Here is a 15,259-nt window from a genome sequence, read left to right on the forward strand (position 1 = left end):
TCTCCCTTCTTTTCCCCTGCAATTTTATTTTTTGCCCCTGACGGTTAGGCCAAGAACGAAACTTATATTAATTAATGGTCGTCCGCCACTTTATGGGCAAGATAAACCATTGTTAACATGGTAAAAATAAATGCCTGAATGGCACCTACAAATACTGAGAATCCCTGCCATACAATCAACGGGAAAATCCCCAGGATACCGGCAAAAATACCTTTATGCGCGAGCCCTACAAGAAGGCCTAAAAGGATTTCACCAGCGTAAATGTTACCGTAAAGCCGGAGGCCAAGCGTTAGTGTGTTAGCAAATTCTTCAATCAGCTTTAATGGGAAGAAAAGCTTGAAAGGTTTGAAGAATTCTGCACCATACGCTTTTGCACCTTTTAATTTCACCCCATAATAATGGCTTAGTACCACTACCATTACGGCGAGTGTTAAGGTGATGGTTGGATCTGCAGTCGGCGATTTCCACCATAGTTCATGATCGAAAGCTACTGCAAATGGCAGGCCGAGCATATTGGAAACAAAAATATACATAAGTAATGTAAGACCTAGTGTAAGAAAGCGGCCGCCCGTATGCCAATCCATTGTGCTGTTGATGATTCCTTTTACAAAATCCACTACCCATTCAAGAAAGTTTTGCATTCCGCCCGGTTTCATGGACAGGGCGCGGGTAGCCAGTACAGCAATCAGGAAAACAATTACGGATGATACTGTAATCATCAGTACGTTTGATAGGTTAAATTGAAGACCCATAAACGTATGTATCGGAGCTTCGTGTTCCACCTAATTCACCTCTTTTCCTTTGGAGTACGTATGGTTTTAGTTAGTGAATCTATTAACATGATAATATAGACCGTCATCAATCCAATTACCACACTTAACAAATTGAAAAATTGCGGGTATCTCATAGCGATCAGTACCGCCAGGCCACCCGTAAGAAGCCTTGATAATGAACCCATCGTCCTGACTTTTTGCTGGTTAATGACTGCTTGTCCGAGCCGTTCGATCCTCGAATACATGCTCCAAAGATTATAAAGACTGAACAGGGTGCCGAATGATAAACCGAGGAAAATGGATTGGTAGGAAGTGGCTCCATATCCGAGGACAAAAAAAGAGAGCATAAAGAGCGTAATCTTTATGTATCTTCTGAAGGTCATGGTGTACTCGGTCATTTGCGTTCTTCTCCTGATTGATTGGATAATAAACGGATCATGCCGTAAACGCCGGCTCCAAGCCCTAAAAACAAGCCGATAATGAGGAACAGAGGACTCGTTCCCATAAGACCATCCAGCCACTTACCGCCGAAAAGCCCAAGCAATATACTTCCAACAAGTACAGAAAGTATACCTGACATTAATGCCATTGCTTTATAAGGTCGTCTTCCGGTGCTCATCGCATGGACTCCTTTCGGAAGATCATAAGGCAATTCATAATTTCCAGTAAACACGCTCGTGTCCTAGCATGAAAACCTTACCATATTCCCTTTGTAAGGATACCAATTGGGGGACCTTGGTGTCAACGCAATTACGGGCAAAATATCGTATAATTTGTGGAAAATCTGTCACAATTCCTATATGTTTATTCAAATGCATTATAATATTGCTTTTCCCTAGGAAAATAGCGCTATAATACACATTATGAACTATTCAGTTTTGTATAAAATCCCGGTTTTTGAGCAGACTTTTCAGTACAAACTTCATCCAGGGAGGATGTCTTATGAAGCTCACTAAAACCGGTTTTTTGTTTCTCTTTTTTTTAGTCATACTTGCCGCTTGCATGAACAGTGTCAATGATGGAAAAAATGGAACAAAATCCCATAACATGAATACCAATCATTCAAATTCCGGCACAGCTCAAAATATGAACACACCCATGCGCCAGGATTATGCAAAATGGGGGAAAATTGCACTTGAGCGCACCAAGGAAAAATACCCCAACAGCACCATCAGTGATTATCAGTACGATACACGCCGGGTAAATGCTGACGGTACAGTAATCGACTTCTTCGACTTTATTGTAACGGAACATAAGGTGGAAAAAGATATCAAAGTAAAAGTGCTGCATAATGCGAGTGACGGAAAATTGATTTCCGTAGCCTTTGAAGAAATTAGTTAAAAGTACTTCAAGCTAGGTATTTCCAAAAAACCCGAAAGTTAATCCCTACTTTTTGTTTTAATGCTGAAACTCTGCCTGCCGCAAATCATTAAAAAAGCGCCGGAACCCGGCGCTTTTTCATTTTGCTTATTTTGTTCCAAACAGACGGTCCCCTGCATCGCCTAGACCAGGTACGATATAACCGTGGTCATTGAGCTTTTCATCAAGGGCTGCCAAATAGATATCCACTTCAGGATGGTCTCTGTGAATCAGATCGATTCCTTCAGGAGCGGCAACGAGGCACATCAATTTGATGTTCTTCGCACCTCTGTTTTTAAGGGATGTGATGGCTGCTGCAGCAGAACCCCCTGTTGCAAGCATTGGATCAATGACAATAAAGTCCCGTTCCTCTACATCGGATGGAAGCTTTACATAGTATTCAACAGGCAAAAGCGTTTCCGGGTCACGGTACAGTCCAACGTGTCCGACTTTTGCGGCCGGAATTAATTTGAGGATTCCGTCTACCATGCCAAGACCGGCGCGAAGAATCGGTACGAGACCGAGCTTTTTCCCGGCGATCACTTTCATTTTTGCTTCAGCTACCGGAGTTTGAATGGTCACTTCTTCAAGCGGAAGATCGCGTGTAATCTCAAACGCCATTAATCCCGCAACTTCATCTACAAGCTCACGAAACTCTTTCGTTCCTGTTTCAATATCACGAATATGTGTTAACTTATGCTGTATCAATGGATGATCCAGAACAAAAACATTACCCATCCTGCTACCTCTCCTTTTAAAACGGGCTTGTCCATCCCGTAAATTCTTGCACATAACCTCTACCGCATTTTACAGAAAAAGAAGCGCTACTTCAAGGTTTAAAAAGCTTCCATTTAAAATCCCGGGATTTCCCATAAAAAAGGGGCACCCCCATAGAATGCCCCATTCTCTACTATTCTTCTCTTCTGTTTAATACAAGCATGCATGCGGTGATGATCACAAAAGCAACAAACGCCAGCATCGGAATGGTAATAAAGCCGAGCCAGTTAATGTAATCCTGCGAACAGGGAACACCTGCACTGCACACTTCAAATTGCTTCAGGGCCGGAATCTTTTGCAGGGCAATATGATAGCCCGAAACAATAACTCCGAGGGCAGACAGCGGAAGAACATATGAAGCGATCCGGCTGTTATTGTGATAAAACGCCACACCCAGGAAAACGGCAAGAGGGTACATTAATATTCTTTGATACCAGCAAAGGGTACAGGGAACATAGTGAAGGACTTCACTGAAGAAAAGGGACCCCAAAACAGCAATAATGGCTGTTACCCAACCAAGCAGCAAAGGTTTATTCATTTTTACTTCTTCCCTTTCGCAGCTTCTTCAACCTGTTTTTTCAGATCATCATATGTGCTTCCTTCAAATCGTTTGCCATTTACAAACAAGGTTGGAGTAGAATCAACGCCGAGCTGGCTTACTAAGGCTTCGTCTTTTTTTACATCCTCGTCGTGATTTGATTGGTCAAATGCCTTTTTTACTTTTTGGGCATCTTTGTTTGAGGTAGCCTCAGCCAGTGTTTTTACGAGGAAGTCCTCAGTAAAGATATCCTGTTTTTCAGCCTCCTGATCGGCCGGCTGCTTTTGATAAAGAAGCTCATGGAATTTCCAGAAGCTGTTGTTGCCTAATTCACTATAAACTGTCTCAGCAAATTGCGCTGAACGCCTGGAATCCACATTGATAAAAGGATAGTTGATGAAATAAAATTTAATTTTACCTGTTTGAATCAAATCTTTGTCAATTTCCGGAAAGAGGTTTTCATTAAAGTTTTTGCAAACCGGACATTTGTAATCGCCAAATTCGAGCACTTTCACATCCGCAGATTCTTTCCCCAAATACGGCTGGTTCTTGTAATCGATGGATGCTCCTCCATTGGAGTTGTCATCTTTGCTGCCGAAATTCCCCACAAACAATAAAAAGACAATACCAATCGCAATAATGCCGATTACCCAGAAAATCCAGCTGGAAGACCGCTGATTCTTATTTCTCACATAATTTTTGGTTTTGGGCTTTGACTTGCTGTTCCCCTTAGGTTTTTGCTTCGCCATATTTTCACCTCTACTACCTTAAGTTTATTTACTAACTAATCAATCAGAAGTAAGTTCTACTTAAGAGTATACGAAGTCTCTCTATTTTACAAATGAACATTCTCTTAACTTTTGAATGCTTTTTTCGTGACTTTCGGTGCTCTGGAGAAACCGATATCTGGTTCAAGAGTTTAGTAACAATAAAATAAAAAACAGCACCGCTTCTTCAGCGGTGCCGCAAACCGTTCATATTGGTTTTTTTCCATCCATCAGTTCACAAGCGGCCCTGCAGATGTCCCCTGCAGTCAGATGGTACACTTCCTTTAAATACTCTGTTTTGCCAACCTGCCCAAACTGCTCCTTGACTCCGATCCTTCTCAGAGGCACAGGGGCCTGTTCACTCAAAACTTCCGCCACTGCACTGCCGAGTCCTCCGATGGCATTATGGTTTTCCGCTGTGACAATAGCACCTGTTTTAAAAGCATACTCCACAATTCGTTCATCATCCACGGGTTTAATGGAATACAAATCAATCACCGCAGCATTGAAACCTTTCTCTGCAAGAAGGTCAGCCGCCTTTAACGCTTCTGCCACCATAATGCCGCTGGCCATCAAAGCCACATCAGAACCGTCTCTTATGACCTTGCTTTTTCCCTCTTCAAAGATTTCTCCCGGCTCATAAAGTTTCACCGCAGCTTTCCTCATCGTGCGAATATAGTGAATACCGTACTCACCGGCTATTTTATTCAAAAGATAAATGAGCATCGTGGAATCGCTGGCTTCATATACAACGGCTTTCGGCACAAGACGCATCAGTCCCAAATCCTCAAACGCCATATGCGTCCCTCCGTTATGTTCAGCGGTTACCCCCGAATCCGAACCAAGTATTTTCAGGTTCAGCCTTGCATAAGCCCCAGAGACGAATAACTGATCATAGGCACGCCGGGTGGCAAATTGGGCAAACGTATGGAGAAAAGGAATTCTTCCTGTAATAGAGAGACCCGCTGCAACCCCCATCATGTTCGCTTCCATAATCCCACAGTTAATCAGCTGGCCGGGTATTTGATTCTGGAGTTTATTAGTAGAAATGGCGCTCATCAAATCGGCTTCCAGAGCGATGATATTATGGTTTTGTTTTGCCAGTTCCAACAGCGTCCGGGCATAAGCCTGCCTCATCTCTATGTCTTCAGTTTCATAGGATGGTACTGCAGAATTAATCATACGGTCACCTCTCCTCCCAGCCTGTTTTCAAGATCGGCTATTGCCTCAAGAATGGCCTTTTTATCTTGTGCATTCGGGCGGATATGGTGATTATCTGCTTTTGCTTCAAGATATGGAACTCCCTGACCTTTTACCGTATCAAGGATAACCGCTACCGGCTGGCTGTATTGGGCCTTCCCCTGATGAATAGCCTCATATATTTCTCTTACAGAACTTCCGTCAGCCTTTAGTGTATAAAAACCGAAGGCTCTGAACTTTTCGGCAAAGTCAATGGGATCAATAATATCCTTCGTTAAACCATCGAGCTGTTTTTTGTTGTCGTCCACCAATACTGTCAGATGGTTCAATTTATGATGGGCCGCAAACTGAAGAGCTTCCCAGCACTGTCCTTCATTCAGCTCTCCATCCCCTACGATGCAATACGTCCGGTTGCTTCGTCCTGAAAGCTGATGTGACAGCGCCACACCGACCGCTGCAGAGAGACCCTGGCCAAGAGATCCTGTTGTCATGTCCACACCCGGTGTCAAGTTTCGATCAGGATGGGAAGGCAGCGATGTTCCATTTTGATTGAGTGTATAAAGCAGCTCCTCTGGAAAAAAGCCTTTCAAAGCTAAGGCCGCATAATAGGCCGGACCCCCGTGGCCTTTGGAGAGGATAAAATAATCCCTCTCCTCCGCATGAGGGTTAAACGGGTTTACATTCAACATTTCGCCATAAAGCACAGCAAGTGCTTCTACAATGGACAGGCTGCCGCCGTAATGTCCGAAGCCCAGGTGGTTCAATTCCTGGAGAGTTTTAAGCCTGATTTGATCTTTAAAGTGTTCCAGGTCGTCTATTAAAGCACTCATGGTTGCCTCCTTTGTAGATTTTTGCCTTATGCAGAAATCTTTTCATTTTCATTTCTTGATTTCTTTCGCAATCCGAATAATACCGCGATCACCAAAACAGCTGTAACGAACAGTGTGACACCCACTGACCCAAACGAATCTGCAATATTGCCTAAAATAATGCCCGTGCCGGCGAAATCACTGTCCGAGAAGGTGGTATTTGCAAAACCAAGATCTCCAAGCACCGGAAGGAGGAAAACTGGAAGGAACGTAATCAAAAGCCCGTTAGCAAATGAACCAATAGTCGCTCCCCTTATGCCGCCTGTGGCATTACCGAACACACCGGCTGTTGCACCGGTAAAGAAGTGCGGCACAACTCCAGGCAGAATGATAACCGCTCCGGCCCACCCTAAAATGGCCATACCCACAATGCCTCCAAGGAAACTGCAGAAAAAGCCAATTAAAACAGCGTTCGGTGCATACGGGAAAACGATCGGACAATCAAGGGCCGGTTTCGAATTTGGCACAAGCCGGGTCGAAATTCCTTTAAAGGCAGGAACAATTTCAGCCAGGACCAACCGCACGCCTGAGAGGATTACAAATACGCCGGCAGCAAAAGTAACCGCCTGAATCACCGAAAAGACAAGATAGTGAGTTCCGTTGCTCAATTCCTTTTCAACATAGGATGGACCTGCAAAAAGAGCGATGACCAAATAGAGAATCGTCATCGTAAGTGCAATGGTGACCGAACTGTCGCGAAGAAAACCAAGACCTTTTGGAAAATTGATCTTTTCAGTTGATCGAGAGCCTTTTCCAACCACTTTTCCAACCAACCCCGCCAGAATATATCCGAGGGAAGAAAAGTGCCCGAACCCGACATTATCATTCCCGACTATCTTACGCATGAATGGCTGGCACATGGCTGGGAAAATAGCCATCGTCAGTCCAAGGGCAATGGCACCGACAATGATCAGCCCCGCTCCCTTCAGACCTGAAACGACGAGGATAATTGCAAACATACAAGCCATGTACAGTGTGTGATGCCCGGTAAGGAAGATATATTTCAGAGGAGTAAAACGGGCTACAAGAATGTTGGCAATCATGCCGAAGAACATGATAAGCGCTGTCGCTGAACCATACTTCGTCAGCGCCATAGCTACAATGGCTTCGTTGTTCGGAACCACCCCGTTAACATGGAACGCTTCCTGAAACATCTTTCCAAAGGGATCCAGTGCTCCAACAAGGATATTTGCGCCAGCTGCAATAACAAGAAAACCAAGAAAGGACTTTGTTGTTCCTTTAATGACTTCACTTGCGGGTTTTTTCTGCAAAAGAAGGCCAATCAGTGAAATTAATGCCACCAGCACAGCCGGCTGGCTTAAAATATCCATTATCAGCTTAAGAAATCTTTCACCCATTTCCTAGCTCCCCCTTTTCGCTCTTTAGAGCATTCCTTTTTGTGTGAACACTTCTCTTACCTTCTCCCGAATGCCGTCCATGTCAATAATGCTGTCTATGACAACAACCTCTCCCAGATGGGATGCCCCCTCAGCGATATCCCTTGCCGCAATGAAAAGATCGGCCATATCAGGAGTCGCTGAACTTAAATCGGAGTGACTCACCTCCACACCGGAAACTCCAAGTTCGTTAACAATTTCCTGAAGGTTCATTTCCAGAATGAAACTGCTTCCTAAACCTGAACCGCAAATCGCTAAAATTTTCATGTTCTTTTCCTCCTAAACAACTTTTGAATATTCATGGATAAGTCCAAGCATTTCCTTTGGGGTGTTCATTGCTTTCAGCTTTTTTACATTTTCTTTATTACTTAGCAGCTTTGTCAGCTGGGATAGAGCCTGCAAGTGTGTCGTGTTGTCGATTGCAGCTATGCAGAACAATAAAGAAACAGGGTGTTTTTTATCATCTAAAAAGTAAACGGGCTCCTCGAGCTTCAAAAAGCTCATTCCCACCTCATTCACTCCCATCTCAGGCCTCGCATGAGGAATCGCAATTTCCTGGCCGAGGATGACATAAGGGCCCATCGTATTTACATTTTCAATCATCGCCTTAATATAGGATGGCTTGATCGCCCCTTTTTTCAGCAGCGGCCGGGCGGCTTCCTCGATTGCCTTCTCCCAGCCGGGCGCCTGCTCAGCAAATTGAATGGTTTCATTCGTAATTAAATCACTTAACACGGGTCTGTTCCTCCTGTTTGTGTTCGTTCTTTTTTGAAACATAAATTGATTTAAAGCCTGTGTAAGGCCTTCCCTATCGAAAATATGGGCATGCTTCTCAATGGTCTGCAAGATATCCTTTGCTCCCGTATGCTCATACTGAACTCCGAATAAGTGTTGATACACCTCATTGAGAAGGGTGCTCTTTTCGACTGGTGTCATCATTGGCTTTACAGGAAAATGAGGAACCTTCGTTTGAAGCGGCACGGTTGTAAACACAAGGTCGATTTCCAGCTCCACTGCTTCATTGAACTCTTTCAAGGATAGCGTCCTGTCCACGGTGATTTCTGAAAACAGTGATTCAAGCTGGTGTTTTACCATTAAGGATGAGCTGATGCCGCTCGGGCAAACAACAACGGCCCTTTTCCTCCTAGCAGCTATTTGTTTGGGCTTTTCCAGCAAGGCAGCAAAATGGATGGTGATGAATCCCGTTTCTTCTTCCGGTACAGAAATGTTCAAAAGAACTTCAACAGGACTAAGCAGCTCTTTCACAATCGTAAACAGCTCGGTATGCTCCTCCTTGATTTGGGCAAGCAACGGATTGTATATGGGGATTCGGTACTTCATCCGATAATACGCCGGTTTGAGATGCTGATACAGCGTTTCTACGACCTTGTTCTTTTCTTCAAAGAAAATACACGCCTTATATTCAAAATCTGTGACCAGTCTTTCGCAGATCCGAAACAGCAGATCGTAATCATCCTGAATGACAGATGCATCCCCTAAAGAAAGACCGAGCATTTGAATGACAAGATAAGCAACCTCCGAATCTGTTTTCATCAAATGAAGCTGTTCTAAAATCTGTTCTGCCGGCTCCTTCAGCCGGTCCTGCCGAAGCAAGTCAATTTCATCCCGATGCAGGCTGACCATTTTCTTTTCAAGCATCCGGATGTAATAGAATTGGAGGAAATAAGCAAACTGATGCATACGTTCCTCCACAAACTGAAGGCTAAGTTCTTTTTCAAGAGACTGCAGAATCGAAAATATAGTTTCTGCGATGAGCGGATTGCCGGATTCCTTAAGAATGTAGCCGATGATTTTCTCTCCTGACGGTTTTTGAAACAACCTGGTCAGATGGCTCATCAGCAGTACCCGCTTATCCAGCTCGGTGCCTTTTAGATGGTATCCTCTATCCCTGGTATAGTGAATTTTTACTAAAAACGGCGCAACGAGGGCATTGGCTTTTTTGACATCAGCGGTGACGGTGTTCTTGCTTACTTTTAATAGATCAGTAAAATGGGCCGATGAGATATGCTCTCTTCTGATGAACAAGAACAAATAAAGGGCCACAAGACGCTCATCTTCCGTAAAAATAAAGGAATCAGCAGCAAGAGAGGCATCCGCTAATTGAAACACCTGCGCGGGAACTTCAATCTGCGATTTTCGTTTATAAGCGATGGAAGGAAGATTTTGATCCTTCAGCCAATAATTGATTTTTTCAAGATCATACGTAATCTGACGCTTGGACATCTGAGTTTGATCCATCAGCTGGGCCATAGTCGGCCTTTTCAGCGAGAATATCTGATTCAGCAGCAATGCCGGCCTTTCTTCCAGTTGCACGTTGATCCCCCTCCTGATCCCATCATATTGTAAAGCGCTTACATTTTGAATCATCGTTGATAACAAATGATGTGAGACCCAACTAACAAAATTGGGATGAAAGCGAAATTTTACTTTTTACTCTAAAGAAAAAAAACAAAAAAAGACACCCTTAACAGGTGTCTTTTTCAAACTCTTTCTTATTCGTAAAGCTTGTACTTTCCGGCAAGCGCTGCAACACGTTCGCTTGCTTCCTTCAAGGTAGCTTCGTTTTCAGGGTTTTTAACAACAAGGGCAATGAGGGATGCAATTTCATCCATGTCTTCGAGGCCAAAACCGCGAGACGTAACAGCTGCCGTACCGATACGGATACCGCTTGTTACAAACGGGCTCTCTTGATCAAACGGAATCGTGTTTTTGTTTACGGTAATTCCAATATCATCGAGCGCCTTCTCTGCAATTTTCCCTGTAATGCCGAGTTTGCTTACATCAATAAGAATCAAATGGTTATCCGTTCCGCCGGACACCAATGTGATGCCTTCTTTAGTTAGGGAATCAGCAAGTCGTTTCGCATTATCAACGATTTGCTGTGCATACGTTTTGAAGTCATCTGACAATGCTTCTCCAAAGGCCACCGCCTTTGCCGCAATCACGTGCATAAGAGGTCCGCCCTGAATTCCAGGGAAAATGGACTTGTCGATCTTCTTGGCAAACTCTTCTTTACAAAGAATCATTCCGCCGCGCGGACCGCGAAGTGTTTTATGGGTAGTAGTTGTTACAAAATCAGCGTAAGGAACCGGATTTTCATGAAGACCAGTTGCTACAAGTCCTGCAATGTGCGCCATATCAACCATTAAATAAGCTCCGACTTCATCCGCAATTTCGCGGAACTTCTTGAAGTCAATCGCTCTTGGATATGCACTTGCACCGGCAACAATCAGTTTCGGCTTATTTTCAAGCGCTTTTTGGCGGACATCTTCATAGTCAATAAGGTGTGATTCTTCGTTCACGCCATATTCAACAAAGTTATAAAGCTCGCCTGAAAAGTTAACCGGACTTCCGTGAGTCAAATGCCCGCCGTGGGACAGGTTCATTCCAAGGACTGTATCGCCCGGCTTTAGAATGGTAAAATACACAGCCATGTTCGCCTGTGCACCGGAGTGAGGCTGAACGTTGACATGCTCCGCTCCAAAGATTTTCTTGGCACGGTCTCTTGCGAGGTTCTCTGCCACGTCAACATATTCGCATCCTCCGTAATAACGGCGGCCCGGATATCCCTCTGCATACTTGTTGGTGAGGACCGATCCTTGCGCCTCCATTACCGCTTCACTTACAAAGTTTTCTGATGCAATGAGTTCAATTTTATTCCGCTGACGTCCGAGTTCGTCTTGTATAGCAGCAAAAACTTCTTGATCTTGAACAGCTAGCTTTTTCAAGTTTGTGCATCCCCTTCGTGTTAAAAGTCCTTAATTCATGTTCATTGTAACATAGCTTTTCAGTGTTTTGTTAGGTCACTTTTAATTGATAGCGGATACATTTTTGATATTTTCCGAACGCTAATACATAAAGCGTTATAAATGTACGGAAATTCACTGATATTGGAAGCCGTTAAATCCAAAAACAGGAAAGGGTTAGCCCTTTCCTGTCTCTTGTCTTAATGTTCGAGCCGCTTTCGCTGATACTCTGCAATATTATGATAATCCTCTTCAAGGCTTCTGGATACAGAAAGAAAAATTGACATAAGCTCCTGGTACGTCTCAACGTTTTCAGGATTTGGCGTATGCTGATGCGTGCTTCCCACCATGTCCGATACGATTGAGAAATCCTCAATTTCATCCAATGCATACAAACCGAGAATGACGGCACCAAGACAAGAGCTTTCAAAGCTTTCCGGTATGGTTACATCCTGGTTAAAGATATCGGCCATCATCTGGCGCCAAAGGGCGGAACGGGCGAAGCCGCCTGTTGCCTGTACCCCTTTCGGAATTCCGATGAGTTCCTGAAGCGCCAGAAGAACACTGTACAGGTTAAAAATGACCCCTTCAAGCACCGCACGGATCATATGCTCCTTTTTATGATAAAGCGCCAGTCCAAAGAAGGAACCTCTTGCATTGGCGTTCCAAAGCGGAGCACGTTCTCCTGCCATATAAGGATGGAACAAAAGGCCGTCTGCACCTGCGGAAACCTTCTCGGCAATCTCAGTCAATACTTCATAAGGATCAAGCCCAAGGCGTTTTGCCGTTTCTGATTCGGCTGCGCCAAACTGGTCTCTGACCCAACGGAACGTCATGCCCCCGTTGTTGACAGGACCTCCGATGACCCAATGGTTTTCCGTAAGCGCATAACAAAATGTCCGGCCTTTTTGGTCGGTGATCGGTTTTTCGCTCACCGTACGAATGGCGCCGCTCGTACCGATGGTCACTGCCACCACTCCAGGATCAATCGCGTTCACACCCAGGTTTGAGAGAACGCCGTCACTGGCACCAATCACGAATGGGGTATCTTTTTGAATGCCGAGCTTTTCTGCCATTTCCGTTGGAAGACCTTTAACCACGTGTGTGGTCGGCACCAGTGTGGACAACTTGTCGCTGGTGATTCCGGCAATTTTTAATGCTTCCTCATCCCACTCCAGTTTTTCCAGGTTCATCATCCCGGTAGCTGAAGCGATAGAATGGTCAATCAGGAATTCGCCAAACAGCTTATGAAATACATACTCCTTGATTCCGATAAATTTATGAGCGACATCGTATGCTTCCTTCAGCTCATTTTTCATCCAAAGGAGCTTGGTCAGTGGTGACATCGGATGAATAGGGGTTCCTGTCCTCAGATACACTTCATGCCCATTCAGTTCGTTTTTAATTTTCTCAGCGTAGTCAGCCCCCCGGTTATCTGCCCAGGTTATGCTTTTGGTCAGCGCTTTCCCTTTTTCGTCCACTGCAATCACACTGTGCATCGCCGAACTGAACGACACCAATTGAAGGTCATTTGGTGAAATCAGGCTTTCTGCCATTGTCCTGTTGATGCACGCGAACACGGCCCGCAAAATTTCCTCCGGTTCCTGCTCTGCAGTAGACGGTGTCGGACTCAATAACGGATAGCCAACGGTATGCTGGGAAATGACTGTACCTTTCCGGTCAAAAAGAACAGCCTTTGTGCTTGTCGTACCGATGTCCACACCCATCAAGTATTTGTTTTGATCCATGCTTTCCATCCTTTCCGGCCTTGCCCTTTCCTTCTCAGCTTTTAGTATGCTTCTAAAGTTAAATTAAACATACATGAAGAGCTGATGAAAAAGAAGAGGGTGACATGCAGTGTACGTCACCCTCCTGGTTTGCCATTTATTTTTTAACCACTGCATGTCCGCCAAATTCATTGCGCAGCGCCGCAACCACTTTACCAGTAAATGTGTCATCTTCAAGTGAACGGTTGCGCATCATGAGGGATAGAGCGATAACCGGTGCAGGGACTTGAAGATCCAGTGCTGCTTCCACGGTCCATTTCCCTTCACCGGAAGCGTGCATTACGCCTTTGATTCCTTCCAGCTTAGGATCCTTGGAGAATGCGCTTTGTGTTAATTCCATGAGCCAAGAGCGGATTACAGAACCATGGTTCCACATTTTAGCAACCGCTTCATAATCATAATCAAATTCACTTTTTTCTAGGATTTCAAAGCCTTCTGCAATAGCTTGCATCATGCCGTATTCAATCCCGTTATGCACCATTTTCAAGAAATGTCCGCTTCCCACTTTTCCTGTGTACAGGTAACCATTTTCTATAGAAAGGTCTTTAAAGGCAGGTTCAATGATTTCGAATACTTCAGGATCGGCACCAATCATCGTGCAAGCACCATTACGTGCACCTTCTGTACCACCGCTTGTGCCGACATCCACAAAGTGAAGGCCTTTTTCTTTCAATTCTTCCGCCCGGCGGAGTGTATCTTTATAATTAGAGTTTCCTCCATCGATCACGATGTCGCCAGGCTCCAGGACACTTTTGAGTTCAGTAAGTACATCTTCAGTAATGTTTCCCGCAGGTACCATCATCCAAACTACGCGCGGTGTGTTTAATCCGCTGACAAGTTCTTTAATGCTATAAGCGCCAGTCGCTCCGTCGTTTGCGATATTTTTAACTTGTTCATGGTTTACATCTGTTGCCACCACTTCATGTCCGTGGTCCAAAAGATTAAGAACAAGATTGTAACCCATCTTACCTAAGCCAATCATTCCGATTTGCATGTGTTACTTCCCCTTTCAAACAAGCTCAATTTGAAGCTTATGAAAATTATTTTCTTCACTACTCATTATATACTAAAATTTTTTCCGTTTACAAGAAATTAATTTTCATATTATGATAGAGCCAAACGTCTCAAAGAAGAAAGGTAGAACGATACATGGCCGCTTCAAACTGTTTAGCCAAGATTCGCTCTTCTTACGGCATGTTGAGCGAAAAAGAAAAAAAGATAGCGGATATGATACTTGAAGATCCGCAAAATATCATCCATTCAAGTATTAATGAGGTCGCTGACCGTCTGGAAGTAGCCGATGCAACCGTCTTCCGCTTCTGCAAACGCCTTGGATTCAAAGGATTCCAGGCACTTAAAATCGCGCTTGCCTCTGACGTTGTCGGGCCATTGCAGGACATCCATGAAACGATTCTGGAAACGGACAGTCCCGCTCAGGTAGCGGAAAAGGTCTTTCAATCCAACATCCGCACCCTGGAAGACACGCGGCGGATGCTTGATGAAAAAAATTTTCAGGATGCCGTAGACTGCCTTCTTTCAGCTGCCAAGATCGAATTTTACGGAAACGGCGGTTCAGGAATTATTGCCATGGATGCCCACCATAAATTCATACGCACAGGAAAGCAAAGCATCGCCTACACCGACACCCATTTTCAGCTTATGTCTGCTTCCCAGCTCACAGAGCGTGATGCCGCCGTGTTCATTTCCCACTCCGGAACGAACAAGGATCTATTGCAGGTGCTCTCGGTTGCCAAAGAAAATGGCTGCCGCACCATATCATTGACCGACTACGCCAAGTCACCGCTCAGTGAAAAGTCGGACATTTCCCTTCATACCATCGCCACGGAAACAGAATTCCGCTCGGAGGCCCTGTCATCCAGGATCGCTCAGCTGAGCGTCATTGATGCCCTTTATGTCAACGTGATGATGGCCGGAAAGGAAGCCGCAAAAGAATCGCTTCAGCGGATGCGCTCTGCGATTTCCGAAAAGAAGTTTTAAAAAGGCAAGTAAAAGTTGCACCTCCCG

16 protein-coding genes are annotated in these 15,259 nt (G+C 44.6%); 2 read left to right on the forward strand and 14 right to left on the reverse strand.

The features are described from left to right. Positions 1-71: 71 nt before the first annotated feature. From atpB to BLT53_RS23935, 3 genes are read right to left on the reverse strand one after another with little or no spacing between them, the layout of a single operon-like run. Positions 72-782 carry a F0F1 ATP synthase subunit A gene (gene atpB, locus BLT53_RS23925; RefSeq protein ID WP_090239742.1) on the reverse strand — a complete coding sequence of 237 codons (711 nt, stop codon included), beginning with the start codon at positions 780-782 and terminating at the stop codon, positions 72-74. A 5-nt stretch (positions 783-787) separates the two neighbouring features. Continuing rightward, positions 788-1,171, reverse strand: a complete 384-nt coding sequence (locus BLT53_RS23930) for an ATP synthase subunit I (protein ID WP_090239743.1) — start codon at positions 1,169-1,171, stop codon at positions 788-790. Next, positions 1,168-1,392: an AtpZ/AtpI family protein gene (locus BLT53_RS23935; RefSeq protein WP_090239745.1), complete on the reverse strand. Its 225-nt coding sequence runs from the start codon at positions 1,390-1,392 to the stop codon at positions 1,168-1,170. The genes BLT53_RS23930 and BLT53_RS23935 overlap by 4 nt, the downstream gene beginning before the upstream one ends. A 323-nt stretch (positions 1,393-1,715) precedes the next feature. Between BLT53_RS23935 and BLT53_RS23940 the strand changes: the two genes are divergently transcribed. Then, on the forward strand, positions 1,716-2,114 hold the full coding sequence (locus tag BLT53_RS23940) for a DUF3889 domain-containing protein (RefSeq protein ID WP_139168463.1): 399 nt from the start codon (positions 1,716-1,718) through the stop codon (positions 2,112-2,114). Positions 2,115-2,240: 126 nt separating this feature from the next. On the opposite strand, the gene upp is transcribed toward BLT53_RS23940, so the two are convergent. The 11 genes from upp to gnd all read right to left on the reverse strand — a co-directional run bounded on the left by upp (position 2,241) and on the right by gnd (position 14,228). Beyond that, positions 2,241-2,870, reverse strand: a complete 630-nt coding sequence (gene upp, locus BLT53_RS23945; protein ID WP_090239748.1) for a uracil phosphoribosyltransferase — start codon at positions 2,868-2,870, stop codon at positions 2,241-2,243. Positions 2,871-3,042: 172 nt separating this feature from the next. Further along, the gene (locus BLT53_RS23950; protein WP_090239749.1) at positions 3,043-3,447 is read right to left on the reverse strand and encodes a disulfide oxidoreductase; all 405 of its coding nucleotides are present in this window, start codon (positions 3,445-3,447) and stop codon (positions 3,043-3,045) included. 2 nt (positions 3,448-3,449) lie between these two features. Further along, complete coding sequence (locus BLT53_RS23955) at positions 3,450-4,196, reverse strand: DsbA family protein (protein ID WP_090239752.1); 747 nt, start codon at positions 4,194-4,196, stop codon at positions 3,450-3,452. Between the two features lie 225 nt (positions 4,197-4,421). Beyond that, a complete protein-coding gene (locus BLT53_RS23960; protein ID WP_244520553.1) occupies positions 4,422-5,396 on the reverse strand; it encodes a transketolase family protein in 975 nt (324 codons plus the stop codon). Continuing rightward, positions 5,393-6,244 carry a transketolase gene (locus BLT53_RS23965; RefSeq protein ID WP_090239756.1) on the reverse strand — a complete coding sequence of 284 codons (852 nt, stop codon included), beginning with the start codon at positions 6,242-6,244 and terminating at the stop codon, positions 5,393-5,395. The genes BLT53_RS23960 and BLT53_RS23965 overlap by 4 nt, the downstream gene beginning before the upstream one ends. 26 nt (positions 6,245-6,270) lie before the next feature. Next, positions 6,271-7,641 carry a PTS ascorbate transporter subunit IIC gene (ulaA, locus tag BLT53_RS23970; protein WP_090239759.1) on the reverse strand — a complete coding sequence of 457 codons (1,371 nt, stop codon included), beginning with the start codon at positions 7,639-7,641 and terminating at the stop codon, positions 6,271-6,273. Between the two features lie 24 nt (positions 7,642-7,665). After that, positions 7,666-7,947, reverse strand: a complete 282-nt coding sequence (locus tag BLT53_RS23975) for a PTS sugar transporter subunit IIB (protein WP_090239761.1) — start codon at positions 7,945-7,947, stop codon at positions 7,666-7,668. Between the two features lie 12 nt (positions 7,948-7,959). Further along, the gene (locus BLT53_RS23980) at positions 7,960-10,014 is read right to left on the reverse strand and encodes a BglG family transcription antiterminator (protein WP_090239764.1); all 2,055 of its coding nucleotides are present in this window, start codon (positions 10,012-10,014) and stop codon (positions 7,960-7,962) included. A 179-nt stretch (positions 10,015-10,193) separates the two neighbouring features. Continuing rightward, positions 10,194-11,429: a serine hydroxymethyltransferase gene (gene glyA / locus BLT53_RS23985; protein WP_090239765.1), complete on the reverse strand. Its 1,236-nt coding sequence runs from the start codon at positions 11,427-11,429 to the stop codon at positions 10,194-10,196. 218 nt (positions 11,430-11,647) lie between these two features. Then, positions 11,648-13,195, reverse strand: a complete 1,548-nt coding sequence (gene gntK / locus BLT53_RS23990; RefSeq protein ID WP_090239768.1) for a gluconokinase — start codon at positions 13,193-13,195, stop codon at positions 11,648-11,650. Positions 13,196-13,331: 136 nt separating this feature from the next. Continuing rightward, on the reverse strand, positions 13,332-14,228 hold the full coding sequence (gene gnd / locus BLT53_RS23995; RefSeq protein ID WP_090239769.1) for a phosphogluconate dehydrogenase (NAD(+)-dependent, decarboxylating): 897 nt from the start codon (positions 14,226-14,228) through the stop codon (positions 13,332-13,334). Positions 14,229-14,383: 155 nt separating this feature from the next. Between gnd and BLT53_RS24000 the strand changes: the two genes are divergently transcribed. Further along, positions 14,384-15,232, forward strand: coding sequence for a MurR/RpiR family transcriptional regulator (locus BLT53_RS24000; RefSeq protein WP_090239770.1), 849 nt, complete (start codon positions 14,384-14,386; stop codon positions 15,230-15,232). The last annotated feature ends 27 nt before the right edge of the window (positions 15,233-15,259 follow it).

It is taken from the genome of Fictibacillus solisalsi (genome assembly GCF_900103485.1).
Taxonomy (GTDB): Bacteria; Bacillota; Bacilli; order Bacillales; family Fictibacillaceae; genus Fictibacillus_C; species Fictibacillus_C solisalsi.